23 protein-coding genes and 2 pseudogenes are annotated in these 25828 nt (G+C 55.8%); 14 read left to right on the forward strand and 11 right to left on the reverse strand.

Annotation, left to right across the window (positions count from 1 at the left end):
• A pseudogene (locus FHC48_RS06570) lies at positions 1-476 on the reverse strand (IS30-like element IS30 family transposase); the annotation flags it as partial.
• Between the two features lie 66 nt (positions 477-542).
• Positions 543-788 (reverse strand): annotated as a pseudogene (locus FHC48_RS06575) (transposase); the annotation flags it as partial.
• Positions 789-1158: 370 nt separating this feature from the next.
• On the opposite strand from FHC48_RS06575, the gene FHC48_RS06580 reads away from it, so the two are divergent.
• Positions 1159-2328, forward strand: coding sequence for a DNA repair protein (locus FHC48_RS06580; RefSeq protein ID WP_059363476.1), 1170 nt, complete (start codon positions 1159-1161; stop codon positions 2326-2328).
• Here FHC48_RS06580 and FHC48_RS06585 read toward each other — a convergent pair whose 3' ends face one another.
• Positions 2329-3093 (reverse strand): siderophore-interacting protein, encoded by a 765-nt coding sequence (locus tag FHC48_RS06585; protein ID WP_059363478.1) that lies wholly within the window; start codon positions 3091-3093, stop codon positions 2329-2331.
• 146 nt (positions 3094-3239) lie between these two features.
• On the opposite strand from FHC48_RS06585, the gene FHC48_RS06590 reads away from it, so the two are divergent.
• Positions 3240-3734, forward strand: a complete 495-nt coding sequence (locus FHC48_RS06590; protein WP_008503175.1) for a PadR family transcriptional regulator — start codon at positions 3240-3242, stop codon at positions 3732-3734.
• Here FHC48_RS06590 and FHC48_RS06595 read toward each other — a convergent pair.
• Both FHC48_RS06595 and FHC48_RS06600 read right to left on the reverse strand, forming a co-directional pair.
• The gene (locus FHC48_RS06595) at positions 3731-5290 is read right to left on the reverse strand and encodes a methyl-accepting chemotaxis protein (protein WP_045415257.1); all 1560 of its coding nucleotides are present in this window, start codon (positions 5288-5290) and stop codon (positions 3731-3733) included. The genes FHC48_RS06590 and FHC48_RS06595 overlap by 4 nt on opposite strands.
• Positions 5291-5627: 337 nt before the next feature.
• Positions 5628-7148, reverse strand: coding sequence for a PAS domain-containing methyl-accepting chemotaxis protein (locus tag FHC48_RS06600; protein ID WP_059363480.1), 1521 nt, complete (start codon positions 7146-7148; stop codon positions 5628-5630).
• 436 nt (positions 7149-7584) lie between these two features.
• Here FHC48_RS06600 and ygjG point away from each other — a divergent pair, with 436 nt between their 5' ends.
• The 10 genes from ygjG to FHC48_RS06650 all read left to right on the forward strand — a co-directional run bounded on the left by ygjG (position 7585) and on the right by FHC48_RS06650 (position 17195).
• On the forward strand, positions 7585-8964 hold the full coding sequence (gene ygjG, locus FHC48_RS06605; protein WP_059363482.1) for a putrescine aminotransferase: 1380 nt from the start codon (positions 7585-7587) through the stop codon (positions 8962-8964).
• A 511-nt stretch (positions 8965-9475) separates the two neighbouring features.
• A complete protein-coding gene (locus FHC48_RS06610) occupies positions 9476-10018 on the forward strand; it encodes a fimbrial protein BcfA (protein ID WP_008503171.1) in 543 nt (180 codons plus the stop codon).
• Between the two features lie 72 nt (positions 10019-10090).
• Positions 10091-10624, forward strand: coding sequence for a fimbrial protein (locus tag FHC48_RS06615; protein ID WP_021242352.1), 534 nt, complete (start codon positions 10091-10093; stop codon positions 10622-10624).
• 45 nt (positions 10625-10669) lie between these two features.
• Positions 10670-11377: a fimbria/pilus periplasmic chaperone gene (locus tag FHC48_RS06620; RefSeq protein WP_119312241.1), complete on the forward strand. Its 708-nt coding sequence runs from the start codon at positions 10670-10672 to the stop codon at positions 11375-11377.
• Between the two features lie 77 nt (positions 11378-11454).
• Entirely contained in the window at positions 11455-14082 is a 2628-nt protein-coding gene (locus FHC48_RS06625; protein WP_059363487.1) for a fimbrial biogenesis usher protein, read from the forward strand.
• Positions 14083-15090 (forward strand): fimbrial protein, encoded by a 1008-nt coding sequence (locus tag FHC48_RS06630; RefSeq protein ID WP_008503167.1) that lies wholly within the window; start codon positions 14083-14085, stop codon positions 15088-15090.
• A 10-nt stretch (positions 15091-15100) separates the two neighbouring features.
• The gene (locus tag FHC48_RS06635) at positions 15101-15646 is read left to right on the forward strand and encodes a fimbrial protein (protein ID WP_059363490.1); all 546 of its coding nucleotides are present in this window, start codon (positions 15101-15103) and stop codon (positions 15644-15646) included.
• 9 nt (positions 15647-15655) lie between these two features.
• Positions 15656-16186, forward strand: a complete 531-nt coding sequence (locus tag FHC48_RS06640; RefSeq protein ID WP_023294617.1) for a fimbrial protein — start codon at positions 15656-15658, stop codon at positions 16184-16186.
• 10 nt (positions 16187-16196) lie between these two features.
• Positions 16197-16898: a fimbria/pilus periplasmic chaperone gene (locus FHC48_RS06645; protein WP_259281136.1), complete on the forward strand. Its 702-nt coding sequence runs from the start codon at positions 16197-16199 to the stop codon at positions 16896-16898.
• A gap of 9 nt (positions 16899-16907) precedes the next feature.
• The gene (locus FHC48_RS06650) at positions 16908-17195 is read left to right on the forward strand and encodes a hypothetical protein (RefSeq protein ID WP_021242358.1); all 288 of its coding nucleotides are present in this window, start codon (positions 16908-16910) and stop codon (positions 17193-17195) included.
• A gap of 101 nt (positions 17196-17296) precedes the next feature.
• On the opposite strand, the gene lsrG is transcribed toward FHC48_RS06650, so the two are convergent.
• Genes lsrG through lsrA form a run of 6 tightly spaced genes read right to left on the reverse strand, consistent with a single transcriptional unit; the run spans position 17297 to position 22982 of the window.
• The gene (gene lsrG, locus FHC48_RS06655; protein ID WP_008503162.1) at positions 17297-17590 is read right to left on the reverse strand and encodes a (4S)-4-hydroxy-5-phosphonooxypentane-2,3-dione isomerase; all 294 of its coding nucleotides are present in this window, start codon (positions 17588-17590) and stop codon (positions 17297-17299) included.
• Complete coding sequence (gene lsrF, locus FHC48_RS06660; RefSeq protein ID WP_039024802.1) at positions 17587-18474, reverse strand: 3-hydroxy-5-phosphonooxypentane-2,4-dione thiolase; 888 nt, start codon at positions 18472-18474, stop codon at positions 17587-17589. The genes lsrG and lsrF overlap by 4 nt, the downstream gene beginning before the upstream one ends.
• Positions 18475-18485: 11 nt before the next feature.
• The gene (lsrB, locus tag FHC48_RS06665) at positions 18486-19487 is read right to left on the reverse strand and encodes an autoinducer 2 ABC transporter substrate-binding protein LsrB (protein WP_032653517.1); all 1002 of its coding nucleotides are present in this window, start codon (positions 19485-19487) and stop codon (positions 18486-18488) included.
• Position 19488: 1 nt separating this feature from the next.
• Positions 19489-20466 carry an autoinducer 2 ABC transporter permease LsrD gene (gene lsrD, locus FHC48_RS06670; RefSeq protein ID WP_021242360.1) on the reverse strand — a complete coding sequence of 326 codons (978 nt, stop codon included), beginning with the start codon at positions 20464-20466 and terminating at the stop codon, positions 19489-19491.
• On the reverse strand, positions 20467-21498 hold the full coding sequence (gene lsrC / locus FHC48_RS06675; RefSeq protein WP_023326139.1) for an autoinducer 2 ABC transporter permease LsrC: 1032 nt from the start codon (positions 21496-21498) through the stop codon (positions 20467-20469).
• Positions 21495-22982, reverse strand: coding sequence for an autoinducer 2 ABC transporter ATP-binding protein LsrA (gene lsrA / locus FHC48_RS06680; protein ID WP_059363492.1), 1488 nt, complete (start codon positions 22980-22982; stop codon positions 21495-21497). Before lsrA ends, lsrC begins: the two co-directional genes overlap by 4 nt.
• 215 nt (positions 22983-23197) lie before the next feature.
• Between lsrA and lsrR the strand changes: the two genes are divergently transcribed.
• Together lsrR and lsrK are read left to right on the forward strand one after the other, a co-directional pair.
• Positions 23198-24169 carry a transcriptional regulator LsrR gene (gene lsrR, locus FHC48_RS06685; RefSeq protein ID WP_008503156.1) on the forward strand — a complete coding sequence of 324 codons (972 nt, stop codon included), beginning with the start codon at positions 23198-23200 and terminating at the stop codon, positions 24167-24169.
• 32 nt (positions 24170-24201) lie between these two features.
• On the forward strand, positions 24202-25782 hold the full coding sequence (gene lsrK / locus FHC48_RS06690) for an autoinducer-2 kinase (protein ID WP_059363495.1): 1581 nt from the start codon (positions 24202-24204) through the stop codon (positions 25780-25782).
• Positions 25783-25828: the final 46 nt, after the last annotated feature.

Genomic DNA, 25828 nt, shown 5'->3' on the forward strand with positions numbered 1-25828 from the left:
TGACGTGGTTTTGTTCGCCTTAACCATCCTGATATTTGCTCTGGAGACCATTTCATCTCCAGCTTTTCCAGAACAAGCTTTCGCAATGGTAAATTTTGATCCAGTAAGCACGGTTTTGGCCTTTTCGCCATTCTGTTGGCTCGGTTATTAGCATCAACAGCTTTGTAATAGCGTCTGCCCCGATTACGCTGAACTTCACGTGAGATCGTCGAAGGACTGCGATTCAGCGCAGTAGCTATCGCACGAATGCTCATTTTGGCTGACAAACCAGCTCGTATCTCCTCGCGCTCAGACAGTGTCAGGTGAGCTACAGCCCGCTTACGCTCATGGGGTTTTATGCCGCCAGTATCCCTTAACATAGTGAAGATCGTTCCGGGTTTTGAACCCAGGATATTCGCTATTTCACTGAAGCCTGTTCCGTTCTTCCATAGTTCAAAAACAGAGGCTTTTTCCTCTGCTGTAAATGTTCGTCTCATTCAAAAAACCTCCGCAACCCCATGTTTTCACATAACTGTTGCGTTGACCAATTGAATCTACAGCGCTTTTTTTAATATGTCCCGTTCGTCCGTAACCCGCTTCAACTCTTTCTGAAGACGGCGGATCTCGGCCTGAGCATCTGACTGTTCATTATGAGTGGAAGAATCCGGGCCGTACTTCTTTATCCAGGCGTAAAGACTGTGAGTGGTGATATCGAGACGTGTTGCAACACTGGAAACAGAATGACCACGATCAACAACCTGTTTGACTGCTTCAATTTTAAACTCTTCAGGATAACGCTTACCGCTCATGGGCACCTCTCTTTAAGTCATCTTAAATGACTCTGAGGTGTCTGTTAAACCCGTGGCGATTCAATCATATGATTAAGCCACTCGATTGAGTGGCTTTTTTGTTGGCTAAATAACGGGTGCCCCCTCGTTGTCCCCTGAGTTTTCCCCCAAGCATTCGCCAGGCTGTATCCCTCCTCTGATTTTTGCTGCACCCTATGCAAGCACATACGGAATCAATCACACATAGCCCGGCCTGCCGCTCACCCTCACAAACCCTAAAAACTAAAGAAATCCCCCATCGCGCCGATCATCATCCGTGTGTATTATTTCCTGTAGCTTTTACAACAACTAACCTTAACTCAAATACTTAAGCGCCAAAGCGAAAGGCATCATGAGCACACCGATCAAACGGCTAGAAATCATTAAAAATGCCATTGAACTGGAAGATGACGACATCATCCAGAGCCAGCTGACACGCCTGAAAAATGAAGCGTTTGACGATGATCTACAGGCAATCGTCGTGGCGCTTGAGGAGAAGAACTACACCGCGGCCATGGCGGCCATTACCGCCTGGCTGCAGGGCCAGCGCGCCGTGACGCCGTGGCGCGATCCGCAGGTGGCGGCCAGCAAGCTGGAGCTGAAGGCGCTGGAAGAGCGTCTGCGCGATCTGATTGACCGCCGCAACGCGCGGGTGCAGCAGCTTGATGAGTTCAACGATCTCTATTTCTCCCGCCTGGGGCCGCTGATGCAGCAGATCCTCGCCCTGCGTAAAACGCTGGCGGAGCTGAACCTGCGTCGTCAGCAGGCGGAAGCGCGTCGTCGCGAGGAGGATTACCGTCGCTGCCAGCACTATATGGCGCAGGCGGTAGAGGTGCTGGCGACGCTGACCCAGCGCTGGCGCGATCTCCCGGCGGACTCCGTGCAGGCCGCCGAGGCGCGTAAGCATCTGGAGCAGCAAAGCAATCTGATTGCCAACCTGCTGGCCGAAGCGCTGGAGCTGGAGAGCGGCTTAACGCGCGAAGAGGAGCCTGCGCGTCAGGCGCGCGACGAGGCGAACGAAGAGTACGAGAAGTATCGCGAACAGCATCACGATGCCGAAGTGCGGCTGCACAAAGGTAAGCATCTTTCACAAGAGGACCAGAACGAACTCAAGCGTCTCTGGCGGCAGGCGAGCAAGCTCTGCCACCCGGATCTGGTGGCGGACGATTTGAAAGAAGAAGCCAACAGCATGATGGTACAGCTTAACCAGGCGAAGCAGCGCGGCGATGTGAAAGCCATTCGTTCGCTGGTGGCCCGCCTGCAGCAGGGCTTCGAGCCATTGATGGCAAGCGACAGGCTGAACGATCTGGAACGTATCCGCAAAAAAATGGCGCAGGTTCGCGAGCAAATCGACATTTTAGTGAACGAGCTGGCGGAGCTGGATAAAGAGGAGTCCTGGCTGCTGGTCTCCTCGCTGAGCAATATGGAAGCGTACTTTGCTCAGCAGGAGAAAGCGCTGCACGAGGTCCGCGCCTCGCTCGAACATCAGGTGAACGAAGCGCAGCTGGATTCGGCAGCCTGATTATTTGGCGTGCCAGTATGCGCTGGCACGCACCAGCTGTGGGTCAATCGCGTCGGTTTCAAACTGACGGCTCAGGCGTTTCACCACCTTCCCTTCCCCGGTCAGCCAGATAAAGTAATCGTCCTCCGGAACAGTCAGCGCCGCCAGATGGTCAGCGACTGCCTGCTCGCTGTGGCCCACCACCCACGTGATGTTGAACGCGCTCAGGTGCGCCAGATAGTCCTGGTACGATTCATCCCCAACCGTCACGACCGCGTGTATGTCCGGGCGAACCGGCAGTTGAGCAATGCTCTCTAAGCGTCGGCGCAGCGCGGGCATGCCGGATTCATCGCACACGTACAGCTGCCAGGCGTAATCCTCCGGCACCACCAGCGAACCGCGCGGGCCGCCAATGGTCAGCTTGTCTCCCGCTTTCGCCTCAACCGCCCAGCTGCTGGCAATGCCGCCGTCATGAATGAAGAAATCGAGCATCAGCTCATGACGGACCTCATCATAGAGCGGCGTATAGTCGCGCGCCTGCGGACGCACGCCGTCACCCCAGTCGATGCCTTCATCGGTGACCACCGGTGGCGTAAACGTTGTCCCGGGTGCCGGGAAAAAGACTTTGGTATGGTCGTCGAAACCGCGGGAGCTAAAGCCCTCCAGCGCCTCGCCGCCTAGCACAATGCGCTGAAAACCCGCGCTTACGCGCTCAACGCGGAGCACCGTCAGCTCGCGAAAACGCAGGTCATTACGAACACGCTGTGGATAACGAGTAGATGCCATTTTTAGACCCTTTTCTGGTGAATACGATATATCTAAATCAATTTTCAAATGATAATGATTACTAATAAGGAAAAATGCAAGATCTTTTAGATTGCATCTGAATATATCTTAGATATAGTTTAGATATATCAAAAAAAGGGAATACTATGCGACACGAACACGAGGGCGGCGGACGTCGGCCGCGCTTTTTCGGCCACGGCGATTTGCGGCTGGTGATTCTGGATATCCTGACCCGCAACGCGAGCCACGGCTATGAGCTGATTAAAGAGATCGAGAACCTGACCCAGGGGAACTACACCCCGAGCCCGGGCGTCATCTATCCAACCCTGGATTATTTGCAGGATCAGGCGTTTATCACCATTACAGAAGAAGAGAACGGGCGTAAGCGCATTGCGATTACCGCTGAAGGACAACGCTGGCTGGACGAAAACCGGGAACAGCTGGAACAGATCCAGGTGCGTATCAAAGCGCGCAGCGTCGGCTTTCAGCTGCGCAAAAACCCACAGATGAAGCGGGCGCTGGATAACTTTAAGGCGGTATTAGACCTGAAAGTGAATCAGGGAGAGCTCAGCGACGCGCAGCTTAAGCAGATTATCGGCGTGATTGACCGCGCGGCGCTGGAGATCTCCCAGCTGGATTAAGCCGGTGCGTGCTCGCTCACGCGGAAGACGCGTACCAGCTCTTTCAGGTGCATCGCCTGTTCGTTAAGCGATGCCGCCGCCGCGACGGATTCCTCCACCAGCGCGGAGTTTTGCTGGGTAGTGGCATCAATCAGGCCAATCGCGCTGTTGATCTGCGAGATCCCCTCCGTCTGCTCATGGCTGGCCTGACGGATCTCGCGCAGGATCGCATCCATCTCCTCCACGTTGCCAACCATGCCGTTGATCAGCCCACTCGCTTTTTCGACCAGGTTCATCCCGTCCTGGGTCTGGCTGGTGGAGCTCTCAATCAGCTCGCGGATTTCGCTGGCAGACGACGCGCTCTTCTGGGCAAGCTGGCGCACCTCTCCGGCCACTACCGCAAAGCCGCGGCCGTGCTCACCGGCGCGCGCCGCTTCCACCGCCGCGTTCAGCGCCAGAATATTGGTCTGGAACGCAATAGCGTCGATCAGGTCGATAATGTCGGACATCCGGTTGGAGGTCTCGTTAATCAGGCGCATTTTGCTGGTCACCTGCTTCATCATCTCACCGTTGTTTTTGACCACCGTGGCGGCATCGGCAGAAAGGTTGGTCGCTTCACCGGTATGCGAGGCGGTATTTTTCACCGTGGCGGTGATCTGCTCCATCGAGGCGGCAGTCTGTTCAACGGAGCTGGCCTGCTCTTCCGTGCGTGCGGCCAGATCCTGGTTACCGGCGACAATCTGCGCGGCTGCGCTGGAGATATTCTCCGAGCCGGTCTGCACCTGCTGCACAATGTCCAGCAGACGCGTCTTCATCTCCATCAGCGCATGCAGCAACAGGCCCGTTTCGTCTTTGCCGTGCGGCGTGATGCTGCCCGTCAGATCGCCCTCTGAAATCGCTTTTGCAAAATTCACCGCCTCACCGAGCGGGCGGGTGATGGCGCGCACGATAAACCAGCCAATCAGGCTGCCTGCCGCAACGCTAAAGAGCGTGAGCAGGATCAGCAGCAGACGGTTAGACCTGAAATCTCCTTCCACCTGCGTGCCCGCACGCTGCATCTCGCTGTTCTGAATGGCGATCAGCTCCTTCACCTTCGCTTTATAAGCCTGCTGCACGGCGAGGGTGGTAGTCATCATTTCCTGTATGGCGCCCGCACGGTTGTTGTTCTGCACCGCCTGCAGAATGCGGTAGCGTGAATCCAGGTACTGCTGGCGCACGCTGCGGATATCCGCCAGCACCTGCTGAGACTGTTGATCCTGCAAGGCGTTGTTCAGCTCGCCCAGGATCACCGTGATATGCTCGCTGATCTCTTTCAGGCGCTGCTGAGATTGCCCCGTGTAGGTACCCTGCTCGTCCAGCAGCATCAGCTGTTGAGTGCTAATAAATTCCTGGAAGTTATCAATTAACTGGTTCGCTTTTACCGTGGTCGGATAGTCATGGGTAACAATGGACTGCATCCCATTATTTGCCCGGTTCAGGCTCAGCAAAGACACACTTGCGCTGATCGCCATCAGGACAATAAAGAACCCAAACGCCAGAAATAATTTCGTGCCGATCTTTACGTCATGAAAGAACATATTTTCTCCATCGATGTGATTATTTCTCAGACGATCGCTGTTATCGGTAACGATTTCGCTAACTTTATGAGTTTGATCGTTTTTTTATTTCATAATCCTCACAATACATAGGTGCAGGCTATTAATATGGCCTCATCGATCGTTACCAGACCGCCAAACGGGGTATTTTCGAAATAGCATTCTGAAGAACTGACTTAGGCAGGAATAAATAACTGAGGCACTTTCTTTAGTTATTTAATATTAAATTAACAACAAACCCCATTAATAGTCACAATCAGAAAAATAAAAAACCGTTTATTCCCTACGGTATGAACGGTTTTTTTGGAACATGACTGACTCAATGGAGCACGGTCACCGCATCCTTAAGGCGTCCGGCGCGGTGCTTCACCATGGCCGAAATGTGCGCGCTCTCCTCGACCAGATCGGCGTTTTTCTGCGTGATGCTGTCGAGTTCAGCTACCGCGCGGGTTAGCTCTGATAAGCCGGTTGCCTGCTCGGAGGTCGCGTGGCTGATCTGGGCGATAAGCTGGGTCACGTTTTTCACCTGCACAACGATATCATCCATCGTACGGCCCGCGGCATGAACCTGCTCAGAACCGGACTGCACCTTGCTGGCACTGGCATCAATGAGTTTACGAATATCGTTAGCCGCACTGGCGCTGCGGCTGGCGAGATGACGGACTTCGCCCGCGACCACGGCAAACCCTTTGCCCTGCTCCCCTGCCCTTGCCGCTTCAACCGCCGCGTTTAGCGCCAGAATGTTGGTCTGGAACGCGATATCGTTAATCAGGGAGGTGATCGAGCCAATGCGCTGCGTGCTGTCGGCAATCTCATCCATCGTTTTAACGACGGTTTGCATCGCGTTGCCCCCTTTCGTCGCCGCGCTGCTGGCTGCCACGGATAGTTTGTCCACCTCGGCGGCGGTCTCGGAGTTACTCTGAACGGACGCGGCCATCTGGTTCATTGTCGCGACGGTCTGCTGCACGTTCGCCACGGTCTGACGGGTCCGATCGTTCAGATCTTCATTTCCCTGCGCCAGCCTGTCGCTCCCGTCACGGACGCTCACCACCTGGCTCGACACGTCATTGATCAACCAGCGGCACATCAGGCCAAGTTGTCCTACCGCGCGCAGCGTCAGGCCCAGCTCATCGCTGCGGTTAAGATGTTGCACGCTGTTGCGCTCGCCGGTGGCGACCTTCAGCGCCTGTCGCGCCACATTCTCTATCGGGCGGACAATCTGTTGCTCAAACAGCAGCGTTCCCATCAGCATCACCACCGCAGCGGCGGCAAGCGGTAACCAGCCTGCGGAGGTGGCGGCCAGCGTGGCGGCGAGTCCGGCAAAGAGCACCGCCATCACGCTGCGCACGCGCCAGCGCAGCGGCATGGCCGGGAGTTTACCCAGCCAGCCCTTTCCCACCACCAGCCCTTTGTGAATACGTTTTTTACAGCGCCCGTCGTTCAGCGCCCGGTAGAGCGGCTCCACGGCGGCGATCTCTTCCACTGTGGCTCTGGTGCGAATCGACATATAGCCCGTCACCTGCCCGCGGCGCACCATCGGCACCGCGTTAGCACGCACCCAGTAGTGGTCACCGTTTTTGCGCCGGTTTTTGACAATCCCGCTCCACGGCTCGCCCTGCTGCAGCGTGTACCACATATCGGCAAACGCAGCTTTTGGCATATCGGGATGGCGCACCATATTGTGCGGCTGGCCCGTCAGCTCATCGAGCTGATAGCCGCTCACCTGAACAAAGGTGTCGTTGGCGTGGGTGATGTAGCTGTGGACGTCTGTGGTAGACATTAAGGTGGTGTCATCGTCCAGAGGGTATTCATTCTGGGTGACATAGGTTGGAGAGGACATCGTGAGCATCCCTTGCAGGTTATTTGAATGTTAATTTTGTGGGTCAATGTTTTTTCGGCGGTAAACAATTTATCTTTAGTTGTTAAACTTGATGAAGATCGCAGATTTGACTTAAACCATACTTTTTGTACGATATTTTAATTCATTGATTTCAAATACTTTCGCAAAGAAATTACCGACAAAGTATGACCTGTTAATGCCCGCTTAAGTTGCAGCGTATGCACCTCTTTAGTGCAGCGACGCTCTTCCCCCCTTTCTTTATACTTGCTGCCCCGTACCGCTAAATCCCGTTTGGCTTCTTTCGGCATGATTAAATATTGTGCAACATTATTTTAACCTGGCGTTTATCCCGATTTTCGTTAAGGCCTCTGAAGTGGCGTAATCCCTGCAATACTTAAACCAGTATCATGTGATACGCGATCCCCGGGAGCACATTTTGAACAGGTTACCTTCCAGCGCCTCGGCTCTTGCCTGTGCCGCGCACGCACTGAATCTCATTGAGAAGCGAACGCTTGATCATGAGGAGATGAAACAACTTAACCGTGAGGTCATCGATTACTTTAAAGAGCACGTCAATCCAGGGTTTCTGGAGTATCGCAAATCTGTTACCGCCGGCGGGGATTACGGAGCCGTAGAGTGGCAAGCGGGAAGTCTCAACACGCTTGTCGACACCCAGGGACAGGAGTTTATCGATTGCCTGGGAGGTTTTGGAATTTTCAACGTGGGGCACCGTAATCCAGTTGTGGTTTCCGCCGTACAGAATCAACTTGCGAAACAACCTCTCCATAGCCAGGAACTGCTCGACCCGCTTCGCGCCATGCTCGCGAAAACGCTGGCGGCCTTAACGCCCGGCAAACTGAAATACAGCTTCTTCAGCAACAGCGGCACAGAATCGGTCGAAGCGGCGATTAAGCTCGCCAAAGCGTACCAGTCGCCGCGCGGGAAATTCACCTTTATCGCCACCAGCGGCGCGTTCCACGGTAAATCCCTCGGCGCACTGTCGGCGACCGCTAAATCCACTTTCCGTAAACCGTTTATGCCGCTGCTGCCGGGCTTCCGCCACGTGCCGTTCGGCGACATTAACGCCATGCGCACCGTGCTGAGTGAATGCCGTAAAACCGGCGATGACGTGGCGGCGGTGATCCTGGAGCCCATTCAGGGTGAAGGCGGCGTCATCCTCCCTCCGCAGGGCTATCTGCCTGCCGTGCGTCAGCTGTGCGACGAGTTTGGCGCGCTGCTGATCCTCGACGAAGTCCAGACCGGCATGGGGCGTACCGGCAAGATGTTCGCCTGCGAGCACGAAAACGTGCAGCCGGACATTCTGTGCCTGGCGAAAGCGCTCGGCGGCGGCGTGATGCCGATTGGCGCGACGGTCGCCACCGAAGAAGTCTTCTCGGTGCTGTTCGACAATCCGTTCCTGCATACCACCACCTTTGGCGGTAACCCGCTGGCCTGTGCGGCGGCGCTGGCGACCATCAACGTGCTGCTGGAGCAAAACCTGCCTGCGCAGGCGGAGCAAAAAGGCGACATGCTGCTGGACGGCTTCCGCCAGCTGGGCCGGGAATACCCTGACCTTGTGCAGGAGGCGCGCGGCAAAGGGATGCTGATGGCGATTGAGTTCGTTGATAACGAAATCGGCTACAGCTTCGCGAGCGAGATGTTCAGGCAGCGTGTGCTGGTGGCCGGGACGCTTAATAACGCAAAAACCATTCGTATTGAACCGCCGCTTACGCTGACCATTGAGCAGTGTGAGCAGGTGCTAAAAGCGGCACGTAAAGCGCTGGCAGCACTCAGAGTGCGCGTAGAAGAGATCTGATTAATCCCCCCTCTTAACCGAGGGGGATTTCATTTTTCTGGTATAAATATTACAAATTGAAATAAAAGTATTATATTTCAGACATACATTTATACTTTTAAAATTATAAAGTTCCTTTTCTCTTACATGATTTTTTTTGCAACCAAACCGATATCCATACACCACCTTTATCTATTTGACCGCAAACAGGCCGCCCATTGTTAAAATCCGGTAAAAACACCACTACTTACATCATTTAAAAATATTAATTAATTCTAATATTATACCTAAAAAAAACTAACGGCATATTATACCACCATACATTGAAATAATATTTCACGACTCCTAGAATACCTGCCGCGGAACATCATAAACATGATGAAAAGAGCTTTTCAATAAGCCCGTCCATTATGCGAAATGCATATTCTAAATAACGGAACTTGTTAAACGTTATTCAAGTTCACGCTGTGAAAGCATATAGCTTTTACTCAATTTCAATTTGACAGAAAGATGTTTATTTAAAAGGATTTGTATGAAAAAGCACGTTTTAGCAATGGTCATTGCAACGGCAATGGTAAGTGGCGTAGCGATGAACGCACAGGCAGACACCGTCACGGTTTCTGGCGGTACGGTTAACTTCGTTGGCCAGGTTGTTAATGCTGCATGTTCGGTCGCAGCTGACTCCGTAGATCAGACTGTAACGCTGAGCCAGGTTCGTACTGTGAAATTGACGACAAAAGGAATGCAGGCGAACCAGAAAGAAGATTTCAAAATCGTTCTGGAAGATTGTGACACCACGGTAAGCCAGAACGCCGCTGTGATTTTCAACGGTCAGCAAGACGCAGCACTGGCAGGTTCACTGGCTAACACAGCGGGAGCTGGCTCAGCAACTAACGTCGCACTGCAACTGTTCGGACCGGATGGTAACGTACTCAATATCGGTGATACCTCCTCCAACGTGAAGCTGATCAATGGCGAGAACACCATCCCGCTGAGCGTTGACTACATCGCTACCGGTGCGGCCACGCCGGGTAACGTATCCTCGACTGCAACATTCCAGATGGTTTACTCCTGATTCGTTAGCAGCAGTAACACCCTCGGAATCTGATTCGGGGGTGTTTTGCCGATCCATCGAAACGGAGTCACTATGCGACAGGTCACCAGGCAATCAGTGCTGTTTTTCAGCGTATTGCTGTGCGTTGCACTGCCCGCCTCGGCAATTGACGACGGAAGCGTGCATTTTCAGGGGCAAGTCGTCAACACCGGCTGTTCCGTCAGTGCAGAAAGTCAGGACCAGATTGTGCGTATGGGCCAAATACGCAATAACGAATTTGCCGCAACGGGCGATTGGGCAGCACCAACAGCCTTTCAGATAACGCTAGAAGACTGCGATACCAGCGTCAGTCAACGTGCGGGCGTACTGTTCAGCGGCGAGTCCGATGCAAAAGACCCGCAAATTTTTCGCGCAGGTTATGGCGCAGGCGCAGCGCAGGGGATTGGTGTGGGAATATTTGACGCAACCGGCCATCTACTTATTCCGGATACAGCCCCGCCCTGGTACGCCCCCTTGCAGAACGGCGCCAATGTTCTGCGTTTTATGGCGAAATACCGCTCCACACAACCGCACGTTCAGGCTGGTACGGCCGACGCCCAGGTATGGTTTAACGTCGTCTACCAGTAAAACACTCAGAGGCCCGAGTGCCTCGTCATGAGAATTGAGGGAACAATGCAAATGAACACATCACCTACGTCTTTGTCTCGCCTGATGATGGCTGGTACGTTGCTGCTGACAATGGGTCTGGCAACGAATGCCTCTGCAGGTGGAATTGCTTTAGGGGCTACCCGCGTCATTTATCCGCAGGGGGATAAACAGGTTTCATTACCGGTGATCAATTCGTCGGCAGACAATACGTTCTTAATACAATCATGGGTAGCCAACGTTGAGGGTATCAAGTCACCAGACTTTATCCTTACGCCACCGTTGTTTGTTATCCACCCTAAGAAAGAGAACACGCTGCGTATTATGTATATCGGCCCCGACCTTCCTGCCGATCGCGAAACTGTTTTCTATCTGAACAGCAAGGCTATTCCGTCTGTCGATAAAAATAAGCTTCAGGGCAATACGCTGCAAATAGCAACACAGAGTGTGATTAAGTTATTCATTCGCCCTAAGAAATTAACATCCCTTTCCGTGGATGCGCCCAAAACGCTGACGTGTCGGACAGAAAATGGAAAAGTCATCATAACGAATCCATCACCGTATTACGTATCGTTGGTGCAGTTCTTTGTTGGGGGAACCCGTCTTCCCAATTCAATGGTCGCACCTAAAAACACGTTGGCGGTGGATATCCCCGGCGGCGGTTCCGGCAGTGTGAAATTCCAGACAGTGAATGATTTCGGCGCAAATACCCCTACGCAGATTTGTTCCCATTAACAACCTGAAATGAAATAGCAGACCTGCATTTTGTCTTCAAGGAAGGAAGTACTTAGCATTTACTGCAGGGAAAAGAGATGAAACGTAATACGTCACTGATTTTTAGCACATTTTCTTTAACATCCCTTACGCCAGTGGCGATGGCGATAGCAGGATTGCTATCGCCATCAGATGCAAGTGCAGAATATTTTTTCAACCCGGCATTTTTGTCTAGCGATCCCTCTGCCGTTGCTGACCTGTCGCGGTTTTCCACCAATGGCCAGGCACCAGGCGTTTATCGTGTTGATCTCTGGCTTAACGGGGCGTTTGTGGCGACTCGCGATATCACCTTTACGGCAAGAAATACCGCGTCGACGGCACAACCGCAGGTGGATGATACCGGTCTGACCGCCTGTTTATCAGCAAAAGCGCTGGAAAACCTGGGCGTTAACCTTCAGGCGTTTCCTGCCCTGACGGCGGAAAAGACGGACAGCTGTATTGATATTGCGTCAATCATTCCCGCCTCATCAACCACCTTTGATTTTGAGCATCAGCGGCTGGATATCAGTATCCCGCAAGCCGCCCTGAGGAATAGCGCACGCGGATACATTCCGCCTGAACAATGGGATGAAGGCATTAATGCCCTCCTGCTGAATTATAACTTCACCGGCTCTCGTAGCCGCGATCGGGGGGAGAGCAACTCAACCAGTAAAAGCTATTTCCTCGGGCTTAACAGCGGGTTGAACCTTGGCCCGTGGCGGTTAAGGGATTACTCAAGCTGGAATTATCACAACAGCGATGACTCACGCAGCGACAACTGGCAGCACATTAATACCTATGTTGAACGCGCGGTCATTCCGCTGAAAGGAAGACTGACGCTGGGTGACAGCTACACCCCATCAGACGTATTTGACAGCCTCCCTTTTCGCGGTGCGCAAATCGCCTCTGATGACAATATGCTGCCCGATAGCCTGAAGGGTTTCGCGCCCACGATCCGTGGTATCGCAAAAAGCAATGCTCAGGTAACCATTAAGCAAAATGGCTACACCATTTATCAAAGCTATGTTCCACCGGGTGCATTTGCGATTAGCGACCTGTTTCCCACGTCCTCAAGCGGTGACCTCAGTGTTGAGGTAAAAGAATCTGACGGTAGCATCAACAGCTATTCCGTGCCTTATTCCACCGTTCCCGTACTCCAGCGTGAAGGCCGCGTAAAGTACGCATTAACAGCGGCCGAATACCGCAGCAGCAGCGATCAACAGGATGAGGTTAATTTCGTTCAGGGGTCTCTAATCTGGGGGCTTTCGCATGGCTTCACGCTGTATAGCGGATCGCAGATAACCAACAATTACCACTCGCTGGCATTCGGCACCGGCCTGAATATGGGTGAACTGGGCGCTATCTCTGCGGATGTGACTCACGCGAAGAGCACGCTGGCGGATGACAGCACGCATTCAGGGCAATCGATCCGTTTTCTGTATGCAAAATCCCTTAACGGCCTCGGCACTAACTTTCAGCTGCTGGGCTACCGGTACTCGACATCGGGATTCTATTCACTGGATGAAACAGCCTATAAGCAAATGCGCGGCTACACAGGTGACCACGAGGACAACGATACCGAACAGCAAAATCCCTGGATGGATTATTACAATCTGTACTACACCAAGCGAGGAAAGGTTCAGTTCAACATCTCTCAGCAGCTTGGTCATGCTGGTTCGCTCTTTGTCACGGGCAGCCAACAGACCTACTGGCATACCGATGAAAAAAATACGCTACTCCAGGTAGGCTTTAGCGGGACCATTAAAGATGTGTCCTACAGCCTGTCCTACAACTACAACAAATCACCGGGCATGTCGAAAAGCGACGAGATTTACGCGCTGAATTTGTCGCTGCCATTGAGCCTGTGGCTGCGTCCACAAAACGATGTCAGCCAGAAGCATAACTATGCTTATGCCACCTACAACATCAGCACCGACAAAAAGGGTGAAACCTCGCAAAATGCCGGGATCAACGGCACATTGCTTGAGGATAACAACCTGAGCTACAGCGTTCAGGAAGGGTATTCAAGCCAGGGGACAAAATCACAAGGCTCCAGCAGCCTTGAATACGATAGCGCCTATGGCAATGCGAACGTGGGCTATAACTACAGCGGAAACGGCGACTACCAGCAGGTGAACTACGGTTTGAGCGGCGGCGTCATAGCTCACCGGAATGGCATCACCCTTAGCCAGCCACTGGGTGATACCAACGTGCTGATTGCCGCTCCGGGCGCGAGTAACGTCAAGGTCGAGAACGAGCCGGGTATTCATACCGACTGGAGAGGCTATGCCGTGGTTCCCTACGCATCCTCGTATCATCTCAACCGCATGGCACTGGACATCAACTCACTGGCTGACGATATGGATATCGATGATGCCGTAACCAATGTGGTCCCAACCCGTGGCGCGGTTGTGCGTGCAACCTTCAAAGCCCGGCCTGGTACGCGTGCGTTAATGACCTTAACCCATCGGGGCAAACCCGTTCCTTTCGGTGCCATGGTGTCACGTGATGACAATGGCAGCGATACGATTGTGGGTGAAGACGGAGAGGTCTATCTCTCTGGCCTGAGCCCGGCGGGAACGCTGAAAATTCAGTGGGGTGAAGGGTCAGACAAGCAATGTAGCGTGAAGTATCAATTACCTGAAAGTAAACAGCCGCTGCTGCGGTTGAAAATGGAGTGTATATAAATGAAATTATGGATGATTTTATTTTATGTGGTCGGGCTGGCATTCTCACCTTATGGAATAGCCGATATTTGTAAAAATGCTAACGGTGGCATCTCGATTGTTAACTATGATTTGACCACCACGCTGAACACCAATCAGAACATTAAAGGTGGCTCCACAGAGCTGGAAAAAAATCAGGATGTGCAGGTTAACGCCACCTGTCCACCGGGTGAGTGGGAAAAACGCACCTATCGCTCCTATTTGAGCCCTTTTCCGGTCGTCAAAACGGATGGTGAATGGAAATATCTCCAGCTTGACCCGGATTATATTATTGGCGCCATGAAAATAAATGACGCAACCATTGGTGAGTTTTATCCCCCCATTGAGTACGTTCACATGGGCGGCCACGATGAAGTGGATACTGGCGGCGTTTTCCCGGTCAACGATAATGACCTGATCTTTAAATTACAAATTGTCAGGCCTTTTATCGGCACCGTGGTTATCCCGCCAAAATTGATGTTCAATGTGTACGTCACCACGACGAATAACGATCGCCTGACCAATATTGTCTACCAGATTACTTACAGTGGCGTTATTACCGTGCCGCAAAACTGCGTCATTAATGCAGGGCAAACCGTAACGGTAGATCTGGGTTCTCTTTATCACGGTGATTTTACGCGCGCCGGGCAGATGCCGGACAACGCTCAGCCCAAAACCTTTAATGTGCCCATTGAATGTAATGCTGACGTGAACTCGCCGGCACAATTAACCTTGCGCGTTATGGGCACATCGGACCCTCGCTACCCGGAAGCGCTGGCATCGGATAATCCTGATGTTGCCGTCGTGGTTACCAGTGAGCAAGACAACATACTGAAACCGAATGTCTTTTCAAGTAGCGCACCTTTTACGACTGATGAGGCGGGCAAGGCCAACGTGACGCTGAAAGCATATCCTATCAGCACAACGGGCAATTCCCCGGAACTGGGCGTGTTCACCGCTCTGGCCTTGTTACGCGTTGATTTCGCATAAGGATTGGGTAATGAAAAAGCGCAATTTTCTCCTGTTTCTGCTGGCAAATCTGGCGTTGTCCTTACAGACCGCCAGAGCAGATAATGACAGTTTCAATGTTCAGTTTATCGGCACCATCGTGGGGGAGTCCTGCAACGTCGACACAGGCAGCGTTGAGCAGACGGTCGAACTCGGTGACTTTACCGCGGATGATTTCCCGTCGGTTGGCACCACAACGCCGGATACAAAGTTTGATATCACGTTGAAAGGTTGCACTCGCGCCATTACCGGCACCAAAGTTTGGTTTACCGGGAATGTGGATGCGAACAACCCGACATTGCTGGCACTTTCAGATAACGGAAAGGGAACGCCTGGCAGGATGGCAACGGGCCTCGGCGTTGAGCTACTGGATTCCAATCGCACCCCAATACCGATCAATAATACGGAGTCCTCGCTTTATCCGCTGCTGCCGGGGGATAACACGCTCACGTTTTATTTGCACTATAAATCCACGCTGCCCATTGTGACGTCAGGAAATGCGACTGCCGTTATGTATTTTGACCTGCTTTATCAGTAAGGAATATGAATGAAACCGTTTCTCCGGTTATTTTTCTTCTGCATTATCCTGATGCACCTGGGCAGTGCGAGTACAATGGCGCACGACGGGACCGTTTATATTGTAGGTACCGTAAAAAGCAAAACCTGCATCATATCGCCTGATTCGGAAAATCTTATCGTTCGTATGAGCGACGTCGCCACAGGGCAATTTACGAACCAGAAAAATAATACGCCATGGGAACATTTTGCTATCAATCTTGAAAACTGCGGCGCAGGGTTGAATAACATCAGTACCCATTTTGAAGGCACACCCAATCAGGGCAATGCAGATTTGCTTTCGCTGACAGGCGGTCCGGGTTATGCCAGCGGCGTGGCTATCGGTATTTATAATCCGGACAAAACGCTTATACCGCTGGGCGATGAAAGCCAGCTGTTTACGCTGTCAAATAACCAGCTTACTGCCACCCTTGATTTTTATGCCCGTTATCTTGCTGACGGAGGCGCTGTATCGCCCGGAACAGCCAATGCTGCAGCAACCTTTATTTTGACTTATGCCTGATAACACCGTGATGAAACTGCGCATCCTGATCCCTGTTTTAGCACTCTTAACGTTCATCTCTTTTGCGCATGCAGGCGTCGTGATAGGGGGGACACGCTTCGTCTATCCTGAAAAACAGCACTCCATTACCGTTTCAGTGCGCAATAAATCCACGCTTCCCTGGCTGGTCAGCGCAAAAATTTATGCTGGCGGAAACTGGCCAGGGGCAACCTCTGCCCCCCAGGCGACCTCGGCGCTTGTTGCAACGCCCGCGCTTTTTGCACTACAGGGCGGACGCGAAAATAGCATCAGGATTTTTCGTGCCGATGAGGGTTTGCCTGCTGACCGTGAAACGCTTTTCACCCTCAGCATCTCAACCATTCCAGCCAGTAAGACCAGCAGCGACAACGTGCAAATGGCCGTACGTTCAAGCTTTAAAGTGTTCTATCGCCCTGAGGGATTAAACGGCAATCCAGAAAACGCGTATCGGGAAATCCTCTGGTCATATTCAGCAAACCAGCTCGTGGTGAAGAACCCGACCCCCTACTACGTGACGCTCTTCCAGACGCGTATTAACAACAAATCCATTGATAACGCGGGCATCATTCCCCCTTTTAGCCAGCGAACAATGGACGAGTGCCAGAAGGCGCCTCGCTGCGAAATACGCTGGCAAACCATAAACGACTATGGCCGGGTTATGCCGCCCGTGGTTAACATCCTTAATCTGAAATGAGTACCCATCATGTTTTTCATAAAGCACCCCTTCCTCGTTCTGACCGTTTTCGTCACACTGACCGCACCGGCGCTGAGCCAGGCCGCTGAGTTTACCGCTGAGCAGAAGACGGAAATCGGCAAAATCGCCGAGGATTACTTTACAGCCCATCCGGAAAAAATGGGTGAAGCGATATCTATCTACCTGGCTAATCATCCTGAGTTTCTGGTTGCCGCGAGCGAAAACCTACGCCAAAGCCAGCAAGCGGCCGCGCAAAAAATGAAAGAGATGCAGGACGCAGCCAAAAAAGCGCAGTAAAGCAAAATCAAAAGCCGGGCGGGCTACGCTCATCCGGCCTAGAAAACCATTCCACCTTTTCCCCAAAAGCCCGGTAAGCGCAGCGCCACCGGGCAAGACCATTACTCCGGCAATAACCCGACAAAGCTGCGTTTTTTGCGCGGCTCCGACATCAGCTCCTCCAGCTTATCCACGCACGCGAGATAGTGCGGGGTTTGCTTATGCGCCAGCACCGCCTCTTCGTCTTTATAGGCTTCGTAGATAAAGAACCGGGTTTTCACCCTCGGGTCCTGCAATACGTCAAAACGCAGGTTCCCCGGCTCCTGGATTGCGCCCTCGTGGTTGGCGCGAAACACCTCCAGAAACTCGTCCACCCGCTCGGGTTTAATGTTGATCTCTACCAGCGTCACGTTCATTGTGCTTCTCCCTGTTTCTCTTCCTGCCAGAACTGGAACGCATCACGGGCATTCCAGTTATCGTGCACCACTTTCTTCACCGCCTTCAGCATGGCGAGCGGCGCGCTGGACTGGAAGATGTTGCGCCCCATGTCCACGCCGGACGCGCCCTGGTCTATCGCGCGCCAGCACATCTCCAGCGCCTCGTGCTCCGGCAGCTTTTTGCCCCCCGCGATAACGATCGGCACCGGGCAGCTGGCGGTGACTTTTTCAAAACCCTCATCCACGTAGTAGGTTTTGACGAACTGCGCCCCCATTTCGGCGGCGATGCGGCTTGCCAGCGAGAAATACCGAGCGTCACGCGCCATCTCTTTCCCCACGCCCGTTACCGCCAGCGTCGGCATGCCGTAGCGCGCCCCTGCATCGACAAGCTTGATGATGTTGTTGATCGACTGATGCTCAAACTCGCTTCCGATGTACACCTGCGCCGCCACCGCGCAGACGTTCAGGCGCAGGGCGTCTTCCATCGCCACCGCCACGCACTCGTTGGAAAGTTCGCCCAGAATCGAGTTACCGCCGGAGGCGCGCAGCACCACCGGTTTGTTCGTCGCGGCGGGCACCTGGCTCCTGAGGATGCCGCGGGTACACATCAGCACGTCGGTTTCACCAAACAGCGGCGCGATAGAGAGGTCGATACGCTCAAGGCCGGTAGTCGGCCCCTGAAAGTAGCCGTGGTCAAAGGCCAGCATCACCGTACGGTTGCTCTGCGGATTGAAGATGCGCGCCAGCCGTGACTGCATGCCCCAGTCCAGCGAGCCGCAGCCCTTCAGGGTGAACGGCACATTTTGCTGCGGCGTGCCGATGCCAAAATCCTTGCCGTCTTTGATGTCGTCTAAATCAGCCATTTGCTCCCCCGTCAGAAATCGTATTTGCTGATGTTCTCTTTGGTAAACACCACGCGTTCCGGCAGCAGCACGATGCCGTTGCCCTTCGCCTCATACTGGTAGCCCTGCACGCTGTTCGGCTCGACCTTCAGCGCCCCGATATCTTTTACGTCCACGCTGTCGCCAACGTTAAGATCGCCTTTTTTCAGCAAACGATCGGCGACATTGACCGCAATTTTGCCCTGTTGCACCACGTCCCACAGGCCGAAGGCCTTCACCGTGCCGCGCTCAACGTACGGGCGCATCACGTTCGGCGTGCTGAACCCGACAATCGCCACGCCTTCCCGCTTCAGGTTTTCTGCCGCCTGCGCGGCAGCAGGAAGCGCGTTGGCGTCCGGGGCGACGATCGCATCCAGATCCGGATAGGCTTTTAAGATCCCTTCGGCGGTCTGCAACGATTTGGTGGCGTCGTTATAGCCAAACTGGGTGGTGACGATCTGCCACTGGGGATGGTCTTTCTCGATTTTGGCCTTCGCCTCTTTCACCCACTGGTTCTGATCGGTAACGGTCGGGCTGGAGTAGAAGAACGCCACTTTCGCGTTCGGTTTGGTGACCTGCTTGCCCGCCATCTCCACCAGCAGGCCGCCCAGCTGTTCCGGCGTCCCCTGATTGATGTAGATGCTGCGGCACTCCGGTTTGGTGTCGGAATCCCAGGTCAGAACCTTGACGCCGCGCTGCATCGCGCGCTTCAGCGCCGGACACAACCCATCCGGCGACACGGCGGAGACGATAATGGCGTTATAGCCCTGGTTGACGAAGTTATTGATGAGCTGCACCTGGCCGGAGACGCTCGGCTCGGTCGGGCCGTCGTAGGTCACGTCCACGCCAAGATCTTTCCCCGCCTCTTTCGCACCGTTGCCGCCGCTGGTGAAGAAGCCGACGCCCACCAGCTTCGGGATAAAGGCAATGCGGTCCGCCGCCTGCGCCGAAGCGAAGCTGAGGGCCATTGCCAGGACGAGCAGTTTTGTTTTCATCTTACGCTCCGGATAGTTTTCTAAAGAGAGATCGCACCCATTCGCGGTGCAGACTCAGCGAACGCCCCATCACCACCACAACCAGCAGCGCCCCCGACAGCGCGCTCGACACCTGGTTGGGGATGCCGACCATCTGTAAACCCTGTTGCAGGTACCCCACCAGCAGCGCCGCCAGCGCCGTACCGACAACCGAACCTGACCCGCCGTAGATATTGGCTCCGCCGAGCACGGCGGCGGTGAGCGCAGGCATTAATAGATCGCGCCCCAGATCCGAACGCGCGGAGCCGAAATAGGAGACCATCACCAGCGCGGCAATCGCCGAGGCCACGCCCACCAGGCCGTACAGCACGTAGGGCATCCCATTCACCGGCAGCGCCGCATAGCGCGCCGCGCGCGGGTTCTGCCCAATCAGGAACAGATGACGGCCAAAGCGCCCGCGGTGGGTAATGAGCCAGAAGAAGACGGTGATTACCGCGAACAAGACCAATGGGATCGGCAGACCCAACACCGTGAGGTTAGCGAACGCCGTGAAGCTGTCCGGGAAGCCGCCGATGCCCTCGTAGCCCGTCGCGCCCGCCATGCCGGAGAGCAGCAGCGCGCCGCCGCCGTAGAGGTAGAGCGTGCCGAGGGTGATCACCAGCGGGCTGATGCCGGTGTAGTGGATCAGCGCCGCGTTTACCAGCCCGCACAGCAGACCCAGCAGCAGCGTCAGCGGAACGGCGACCGCCATCGGCCACCCGGCCTGCATCATCACCCCCAGCGCAATGGCGCACAGGCCGATGGTCGAGCCGAGGGAGATGTCGATCCCGCCGCTGACGATCACCAGCGTCAGCGGCAGCGCCACAATGCCGATGCAGATGAAGTCGCTGGTGCTGAACAGCAGCATGTTGACGTCGAGCATGCGCGGGTTGATGGCGCCAAAGAGCAGGATCTCCAGCACCAGCAAAATGAGCAGCGCGCTTTCCCAGTTAAGCCTCATTTACGCCACCTCTTTTTTACGTTTGGGAAAGGGGGTGACGTGCTTTCCCCCTCTGTTGCCCGGCTGGAAACGACCGTACTTCAGCGCCCGCTGATGCCGCGCCAGCGCCTGACGCAGACGCCCGTCGAGCACCAGCACGCCCAGCAGCACCAGCCCGGCGATAAAGTCGTTCCACCAGGCCGGAAGCCTGAACAGCACCAGCACGGTGTCGATTTGCGTCAGGAAGAACGCACCGAGCAGCGCGCCGATCAGCGTGCCCGTTCCGCCCAGCAGTGAAATGCCCCCCAGTACGCAGGCGGCGATGGCCTTCATCTCCAGCCCGCTGCCGGTCTGGTTGGGCACGAAGCCAATCTGTGCGGCAAAGACAATCCCGGCGCAGGCCGCCAGCATGCCGTTGAGGGTAAAGGCGATCATGCGGGTGCGATTCACCGCCACGCCCAGCTGGCGCGCGGCAGCGAGGTTATCCCCCACCGCGTAGAAATCACGCCCGAACGCGGTGCGCGACAGCGTCCACGCGCCGGTGACCACGATAATCAACACCACCATGCCAAGGGGCGACACGCCGATGGCCGCAGGCTCAGAGAGGGATTTCAACCCCGGCGGCAGCCCTTCAATCCACTTTCCGCCCGTCCAGAGCAGCATCGCTCCACGGTACAGCCCCAGCGTGCCGAGGGTGGCGACAATCGCCGGGATGCGTAATCCCACCACCAGAAAACCGTTGAATGCCCCCGCCAGCGCGCCAACCGACAGCGCGAAGAGAATGGAAACGGGCAGGCTGTAGCCGCTGTTCAGCGCCACGCCGACGGCGATGGCGGACAGCCCAACGGTCGACCCCACGGAGACGTCGATATTGCGGGTCAGCATCACCAGCGCGGCACCGATGGCCAGCAGGATCAGGATCTGCGAGCTGGCGAAGATCATCCCCAGCGTCTGCAAACTCAGGTACGACGGATTGAGCGCCACCAGCACGGCGAACAGCGCCAGAATGGCGAGAAACGCGCTCAGCTCGCGGTTTTTCAGTAAGATCTTCATGATTGCCCTCCAAACGCCAGCGCCATCATGCGATCGAGGCTGACCGCATGGCGCGGCAGCTCGCCGCTGAGTACGCCCTGATGCATCACCAGCACGCGATCGGCAAGGCCGGGAAACTCATCGAGATCGCTTGAGATCATCAGCACCGCCACGTTCTGCGCCGCCACGCTTTTGATAAGCTGGTAGATATCGGCGCGCGCCGAGACGTCCACCCCGCGCGTCGGTTCATCGACGATCAGCAATAACGGGTTGGCTTCCAGACAGCGTGCCAGCAGCACCTTCTGCTGGTTGCCGCCGGAGAGCGTGCGCACGGTTTGATCCGCATGGTTGAGCTTGATCCCCAGCGCCCGGTGATAGCGCTCCACCACCGCGGACTCTCTTTTCCGCTGCTGCCAGAGCGACGGCTCGTTCAGCGCCACGGTGTTCCAGCGGATCGGCGCGTCGAGGAACAGGCCGGACACCTGCCTGTCTTCCGGCAGGTAGACCAGGCCTTTGTCCAGACGTGAACTTACCGGTGCGGCGGTGATGTCCTGATTCTCCAGCCAGACGCGCCCCCCGCGCACAGGCCGCAGGCCATAGAGCGTTTCGGCAAACTCGGTGCGCCCGGAGCCTACCAACCCGGCCAGGCCGACGATCTCCCCGGCGTAGATCTCAAGGCTCAGATCGATAAACCCTTCCCCGGTAAGATCCTCCACCCGGAGCACCGGAAAGTCCTGCGGCTGGGTGCGACGGTTGCCCGGCAGCGCCAGCCACAGCTTTTGCGTCTCGCTGAGGGATTTCTCGCGGCTTACCGGCGTCATGGCGGCGATCAGGGCGCTATCGTCAAACTGCGCGGTTTCACCGCTGAGCACCACCGCGCCGTCGCGCATCACCGAGACGTGGCTCGACAGCATGCGAATTTCCGGCAGCTTATGCGAGATAAACACGATCCCGACGCCGAGCGCCTGCAGGGCGCGGATCTGACGAAACAGCCGTTCGGTTTCGCCCGGCGTGAGGGAGGCCGTGGGCTCGTCGAGGATCAGGATCCTGGCGTTGCGCATTAATCCGCGCAGGATCTCTACCATCTGCTGATCCGCCACTTCCAGGGTGCTGGCGGCGGCGTCGAGGTTCAGCCGGCACTGCAGCTGCTCAAGTTTCTCCGCCAGCCGCTTTTCCAGGCCGCGCTCGCGCGGCAGGCGGAACAGGATGTTTTCCCGCACCGTCAGGTTGGGGAACAGCAGCGGCTCCTGCGGCACGAGGTAAATGCCGAGCCTGTGCGCCTGCACGGGCGTCAGCCGCGCATATGACTGCCCCTCGACGGAAAGTTCACCCTCATCCGGCGTCTCGACCCCGGCGATGATCTTCATCAGCGTCGATTTTCCCGCGCCGTTCCCGCCCATCAGCGCGTGCACCTGGCCCGCAAGCAGCGTGAAATCAATGCCTTTTAGAACCGGCACGCCTGAGAACTGCTTGCTGATACTTCGCGCGTCGAGAAGTGGGGTCATCATCGCTCCGCTATTGAACAAATGATTTTTAGATTTAATAATGTTCAAAAGCGTAGACGGTGAACTATATTTACAACCGTGCGGGGATCACAGTTTTATCGATTGAGATTCAGATAAACCAGAAACGATCGAAATGATCCGTTTTGTCGCGTGGCTCACACTTTCCCTCCGCGTCATCACGAACATATGATCTAAATTTTTATAAGAGTTCAACTATGAGCGATAAACGCACTGCGGAAGAAGGACGGTTTGCCGGACTGGCGCTGGCGGAAGAGGAGCTGGTGGCGCGCGTAGCCTGGTGCTACTACCACGACGGGCTGACCCAGAACGATATCGGCGAACGCCTCGGGCTGCCGCGATTAAAAATCTCCCGCCTGCTGGAGAAAGGCCGCCAGTCCGGGGTGATCCGCGTGCAGATTAACTCCCGGTACGAGGGCTGCCTGTCGCTGGAAACCGAGCTACAGCAGCGCTTTGGCCTGAAGCTGGTGCGCGTGATGCCTGCCCTGAATACGCCGCCGATGAACGTGCGGCTGGGCATTGGCGCGGCGCAGTCGCTGATGGGCGTGCTGGAGCCCGGCCAGCTGCTGGCGGTGGGGTTCGGTGAAACCACCATGAGCAGCCTGCAGCACCTGAGCGGCTTTATCAGCTCGCAGCAGATCCGTCTCGTGACGCTGTCCGGCGGCGTCGGGCCGTACATGACCGGTATCGGCCAGCTGGACGCGGCCTGCAGCGTCAGCATGATCCCCGCCCCGCTTCGCGTGTCTTCCGCCGAAGTGGCCGGGATCTTAAAACGCGAGACCAGCGTGCGGGACGTGATCCTCGCCGCCACCGCAGCCGACGTGGCGGTAGTTGGTATTGGTTCAGTAAACCAGCGCCGTGACGCCACGATCCTGCGCTCCGGTTATATCAGCGAAGGTGAACAGCTGATGTACGCCCGCAAAGGCGCGGTCGGCGACATTCTCGGCTATTTCCTCAATGCCGAAGGGGAGTGCGTTGAGGAGCTGGAGATCCACAAAGAATTACTCGGCGTCTCGCTTGATGAGCTGGCGCAGCTGCCCACCATCGTTGGCGTGGCCGGCGGGGAAGAGAAAGCCGATGCGATTTATGCCGCACTGAAGGGTCGCCGTATCAATGGCCTGGTGACGGAAGAGACGACAGCCCGCGCGGTGCTGGCTCTGGCCAAATAAGAGCCCGCCTGCGCTAACAGCGAGGCAAGCTCATGAGTTACCTTTTAGCGTTAGATGCAGGGACCGGCAGCGTTCGCGCCGTGATTTTCGATTTGCAGGGCAACCAGATTGCCGTCGGCCAGGCCGAGTGGAAACACCTGAGCGTGGAAAACGTGCCGGGGTCGATGGAGTTTGACCTCGAGACCAACTGGCAGCTGGCCTGCCGGTGTATTCATCAGGTGCTGACGCGCGCGAATCTGGGCGCGGCGGATATTCAGTCCGTCGCCTGCTGTTCGATGCGCGAAGGGATCGTGCTTTACGACCGTAACGGCGAGGCCATCTGGGCCTGCGCCAACGTCGACGCCCGCGCCAGCCGCGAGGTGGCCGAACTAAAAGAGATCCACGACAACCGTTTTGAATCCGAAGTGTATGAGGTCTCCGGCCAGACGCTGGCGCTGAGCGCCATGCCGCGCCTGCTGTGGCTGGCGCACCACCGTCCGGATATTTACCGCAGGGCCGCGACTATCACCATGATCAGCGACTGGCTGGCGGCGAAGCTCTCCGGCGAGCTGGCGGTCGACCCGTCGAACGCGGGCACCACCGGCATGCTGGATCTCTTCTCCCGCGACTGGCGTCCGGCGCTTCTCGACATGGCCGGGCTGCGCGCCGATATCCTCTCCCCGGTGAAAGAGACCGGCACCGTACTGGGTGCTATAACCCGGGAGGCCGCGCAGCAGAGCGGCCTGCGCGAAGGCACGCCGGTAGTGATGGGCGGCGGCGACGTGCAGCTGGGCTGTCTGGGGCTGGGCGTGGTCCGCGCTGGACAAACGGCGGTGCTGGGCGGCACCTTCTGGCAGCAGGTGGTCAATCTGCCGCAGGTACGCACCGACCCCGACATGAACATCCGCGTGAATCCGCACGTCATCCCCGGCATGGTCCAGGCGGAGTCGATCAGCTTCTTTACCGGGCTGACCATGCGCTGGTTCCGCGACGCCTTCTGCGCGGAGGAAAAGCTGATTGCCGAGCGGATGGGGATGGACACCTATTCCCTGCTGGAAGAGATGGCCAGCCGGGTGCCGGCGGGCTCCCACGGGGTAATGCCAATCTTCTCCGACGCCATGCATTTCAAGCAGTGGTACCACGCCGCGCCGTCGTTTATTAACCTCTCCATCGACCCGGAAAAATGCAATAAAGCGACGCTGTTCCGCGCCCTGGAAGAGAACGCGGCGATTGTTTCGGCCTGCAACCTGGCGCAGATTTCACGCTTTTCCGGCGTGACGTTTGAGAGCCTGGTGTTTGCGGGCGGCGGGTCAAAAGGTGCCCTGTGGAGCCAGATTTTAAGCGACGTCACGGGCCTGCCGGTGCGCGTGCCGGAAGTGAAAGAAGCCACGGCGCTGGGCTGCGCGATTGCCGCGGGTACGGGCGCGGGGCTGTTTGCGGATATGGCCTCGACGGGCGAGCGGCTGGTGAAATGGAGCCGCGAGTTCACGCCAAACCCGGCGCACCGCGAGCTGTACGACGGCATGATGCAGAAATGGCAGGCGGTATACGCGGACCAGCTCGGGCTGGTGGACAGCGGACTGACCACGTCGATGTGGCAGGCGCCGGGGCTGGTGCGGGCAGCGGCGCCGTAAATAACGCCGGATGGCGCTACGCTTATCTGTCCTGGGGTTTTGTAGC

It is taken from the genome of Enterobacter sp. EC_50 (assembly GCF_019584525.1).
GTDB lineage: Bacteria > Pseudomonadota > Gammaproteobacteria > Enterobacterales > Enterobacteriaceae > Enterobacter > Enterobacter roggenkampii.

Bases quoted from the DNA above. Each gene is read 5' to 3' on its own strand.
- FHC48_RS06580 (WP_059363476.1), top strand. From the start codon at position 1,159: ATGAGCACACCGATCAAACGGCTAGAAATCATTAAAAATGCCATTGAA.
- FHC48_RS06585 (WP_059363478.1), bottom strand. From the start codon at position 3,093: ATGGCATCTACTCGTTATCCACAGCGTGTTCGTAATGACCTGCGTTTT.
- FHC48_RS06590 (WP_008503175.1), top strand. From the start codon at position 3,240: ATGCGACACGAACACGAGGGCGGCGGACGTCGGCCGCGCTTTTTCGGC.
- FHC48_RS06595 (WP_045415257.1), bottom strand. From the start codon at position 5,290: ATGTTCTTTCATGACGTAAAGATCGGCACGAAATTATTTCTGGCGTTT.
- FHC48_RS06600 (WP_059363480.1), bottom strand. From the start codon at position 7,148: ATGTCCTCTCCAACCTATGTCACCCAGAATGAATACCCTCTGGACGAT.
- FHC48_RS06610 (WP_008503171.1), top strand. From the start codon at position 9,476: ATGAAAAAGCACGTTTTAGCAATGGTCATTGCAACGGCAATGGTAAGT.
- FHC48_RS06615 (WP_021242352.1), top strand. From the start codon at position 10,091: ATGCGACAGGTCACCAGGCAATCAGTGCTGTTTTTCAGCGTATTGCTG.
- FHC48_RS06620 (WP_119312241.1), top strand. From the start codon at position 10,670: ATGCAAATGAACACATCACCTACGTCTTTGTCTCGCCTGATGATGGCT.
- FHC48_RS06625 (WP_059363487.1), top strand. From the start codon at position 11,455: ATGAAACGTAATACGTCACTGATTTTTAGCACATTTTCTTTAACATCC.
- FHC48_RS06630 (WP_008503167.1), top strand. From the start codon at position 14,083: ATGAAATTATGGATGATTTTATTTTATGTGGTCGGGCTGGCATTCTCA.
- FHC48_RS06635 (WP_059363490.1), top strand. From the start codon at position 15,101: ATGAAAAAGCGCAATTTTCTCCTGTTTCTGCTGGCAAATCTGGCGTTG.
- FHC48_RS06640 (WP_023294617.1), top strand. From the start codon at position 15,656: ATGAAACCGTTTCTCCGGTTATTTTTCTTCTGCATTATCCTGATGCAC.
- FHC48_RS06645 (WP_259281136.1), top strand. From the start codon at position 16,197: ATGAAACTGCGCATCCTGATCCCTGTTTTAGCACTCTTAACGTTCATC.
- FHC48_RS06650 (WP_021242358.1), top strand. From the start codon at position 16,908: ATGTTTTTCATAAAGCACCCCTTCCTCGTTCTGACCGTTTTCGTCACA.
- lsrG (WP_008503162.1), bottom strand. From the start codon at position 17,590: ATGAACGTGACGCTGGTAGAGATCAACATTAAACCCGAGCGGGTGGAC.
- lsrF (WP_039024802.1), bottom strand. From the start codon at position 18,474: ATGGCTGATTTAGACGACATCAAAGACGGCAAGGATTTTGGCATCGGC.
- lsrB (WP_032653517.1), bottom strand. From the start codon at position 19,487: ATGAAAACAAAACTGCTCGTCCTGGCAATGGCCCTCAGCTTCGCTTCG.
- lsrD (WP_021242360.1), bottom strand. From the start codon at position 20,466: ATGAGGCTTAACTGGGAAAGCGCGCTGCTCATTTTGCTGGTGCTGGAG.
- lsrC (WP_023326139.1), bottom strand. From the start codon at position 21,498: ATGAAGATCTTACTGAAAAACCGCGAGCTGAGCGCGTTTCTCGCCATT.
- lsrA (WP_059363492.1), bottom strand. From the start codon at position 22,982: ATGACCCCACTTCTCGACGCGCGAAGTATCAGCAAGCAGTTCTCAGGC.
- lsrR (WP_008503156.1), top strand. From the start codon at position 23,198: ATGAGCGATAAACGCACTGCGGAAGAAGGACGGTTTGCCGGACTGGCG.
- lsrK (WP_059363495.1), top strand. From the start codon at position 24,202: ATGAGTTACCTTTTAGCGTTAGATGCAGGGACCGGCAGCGTTCGCGCC.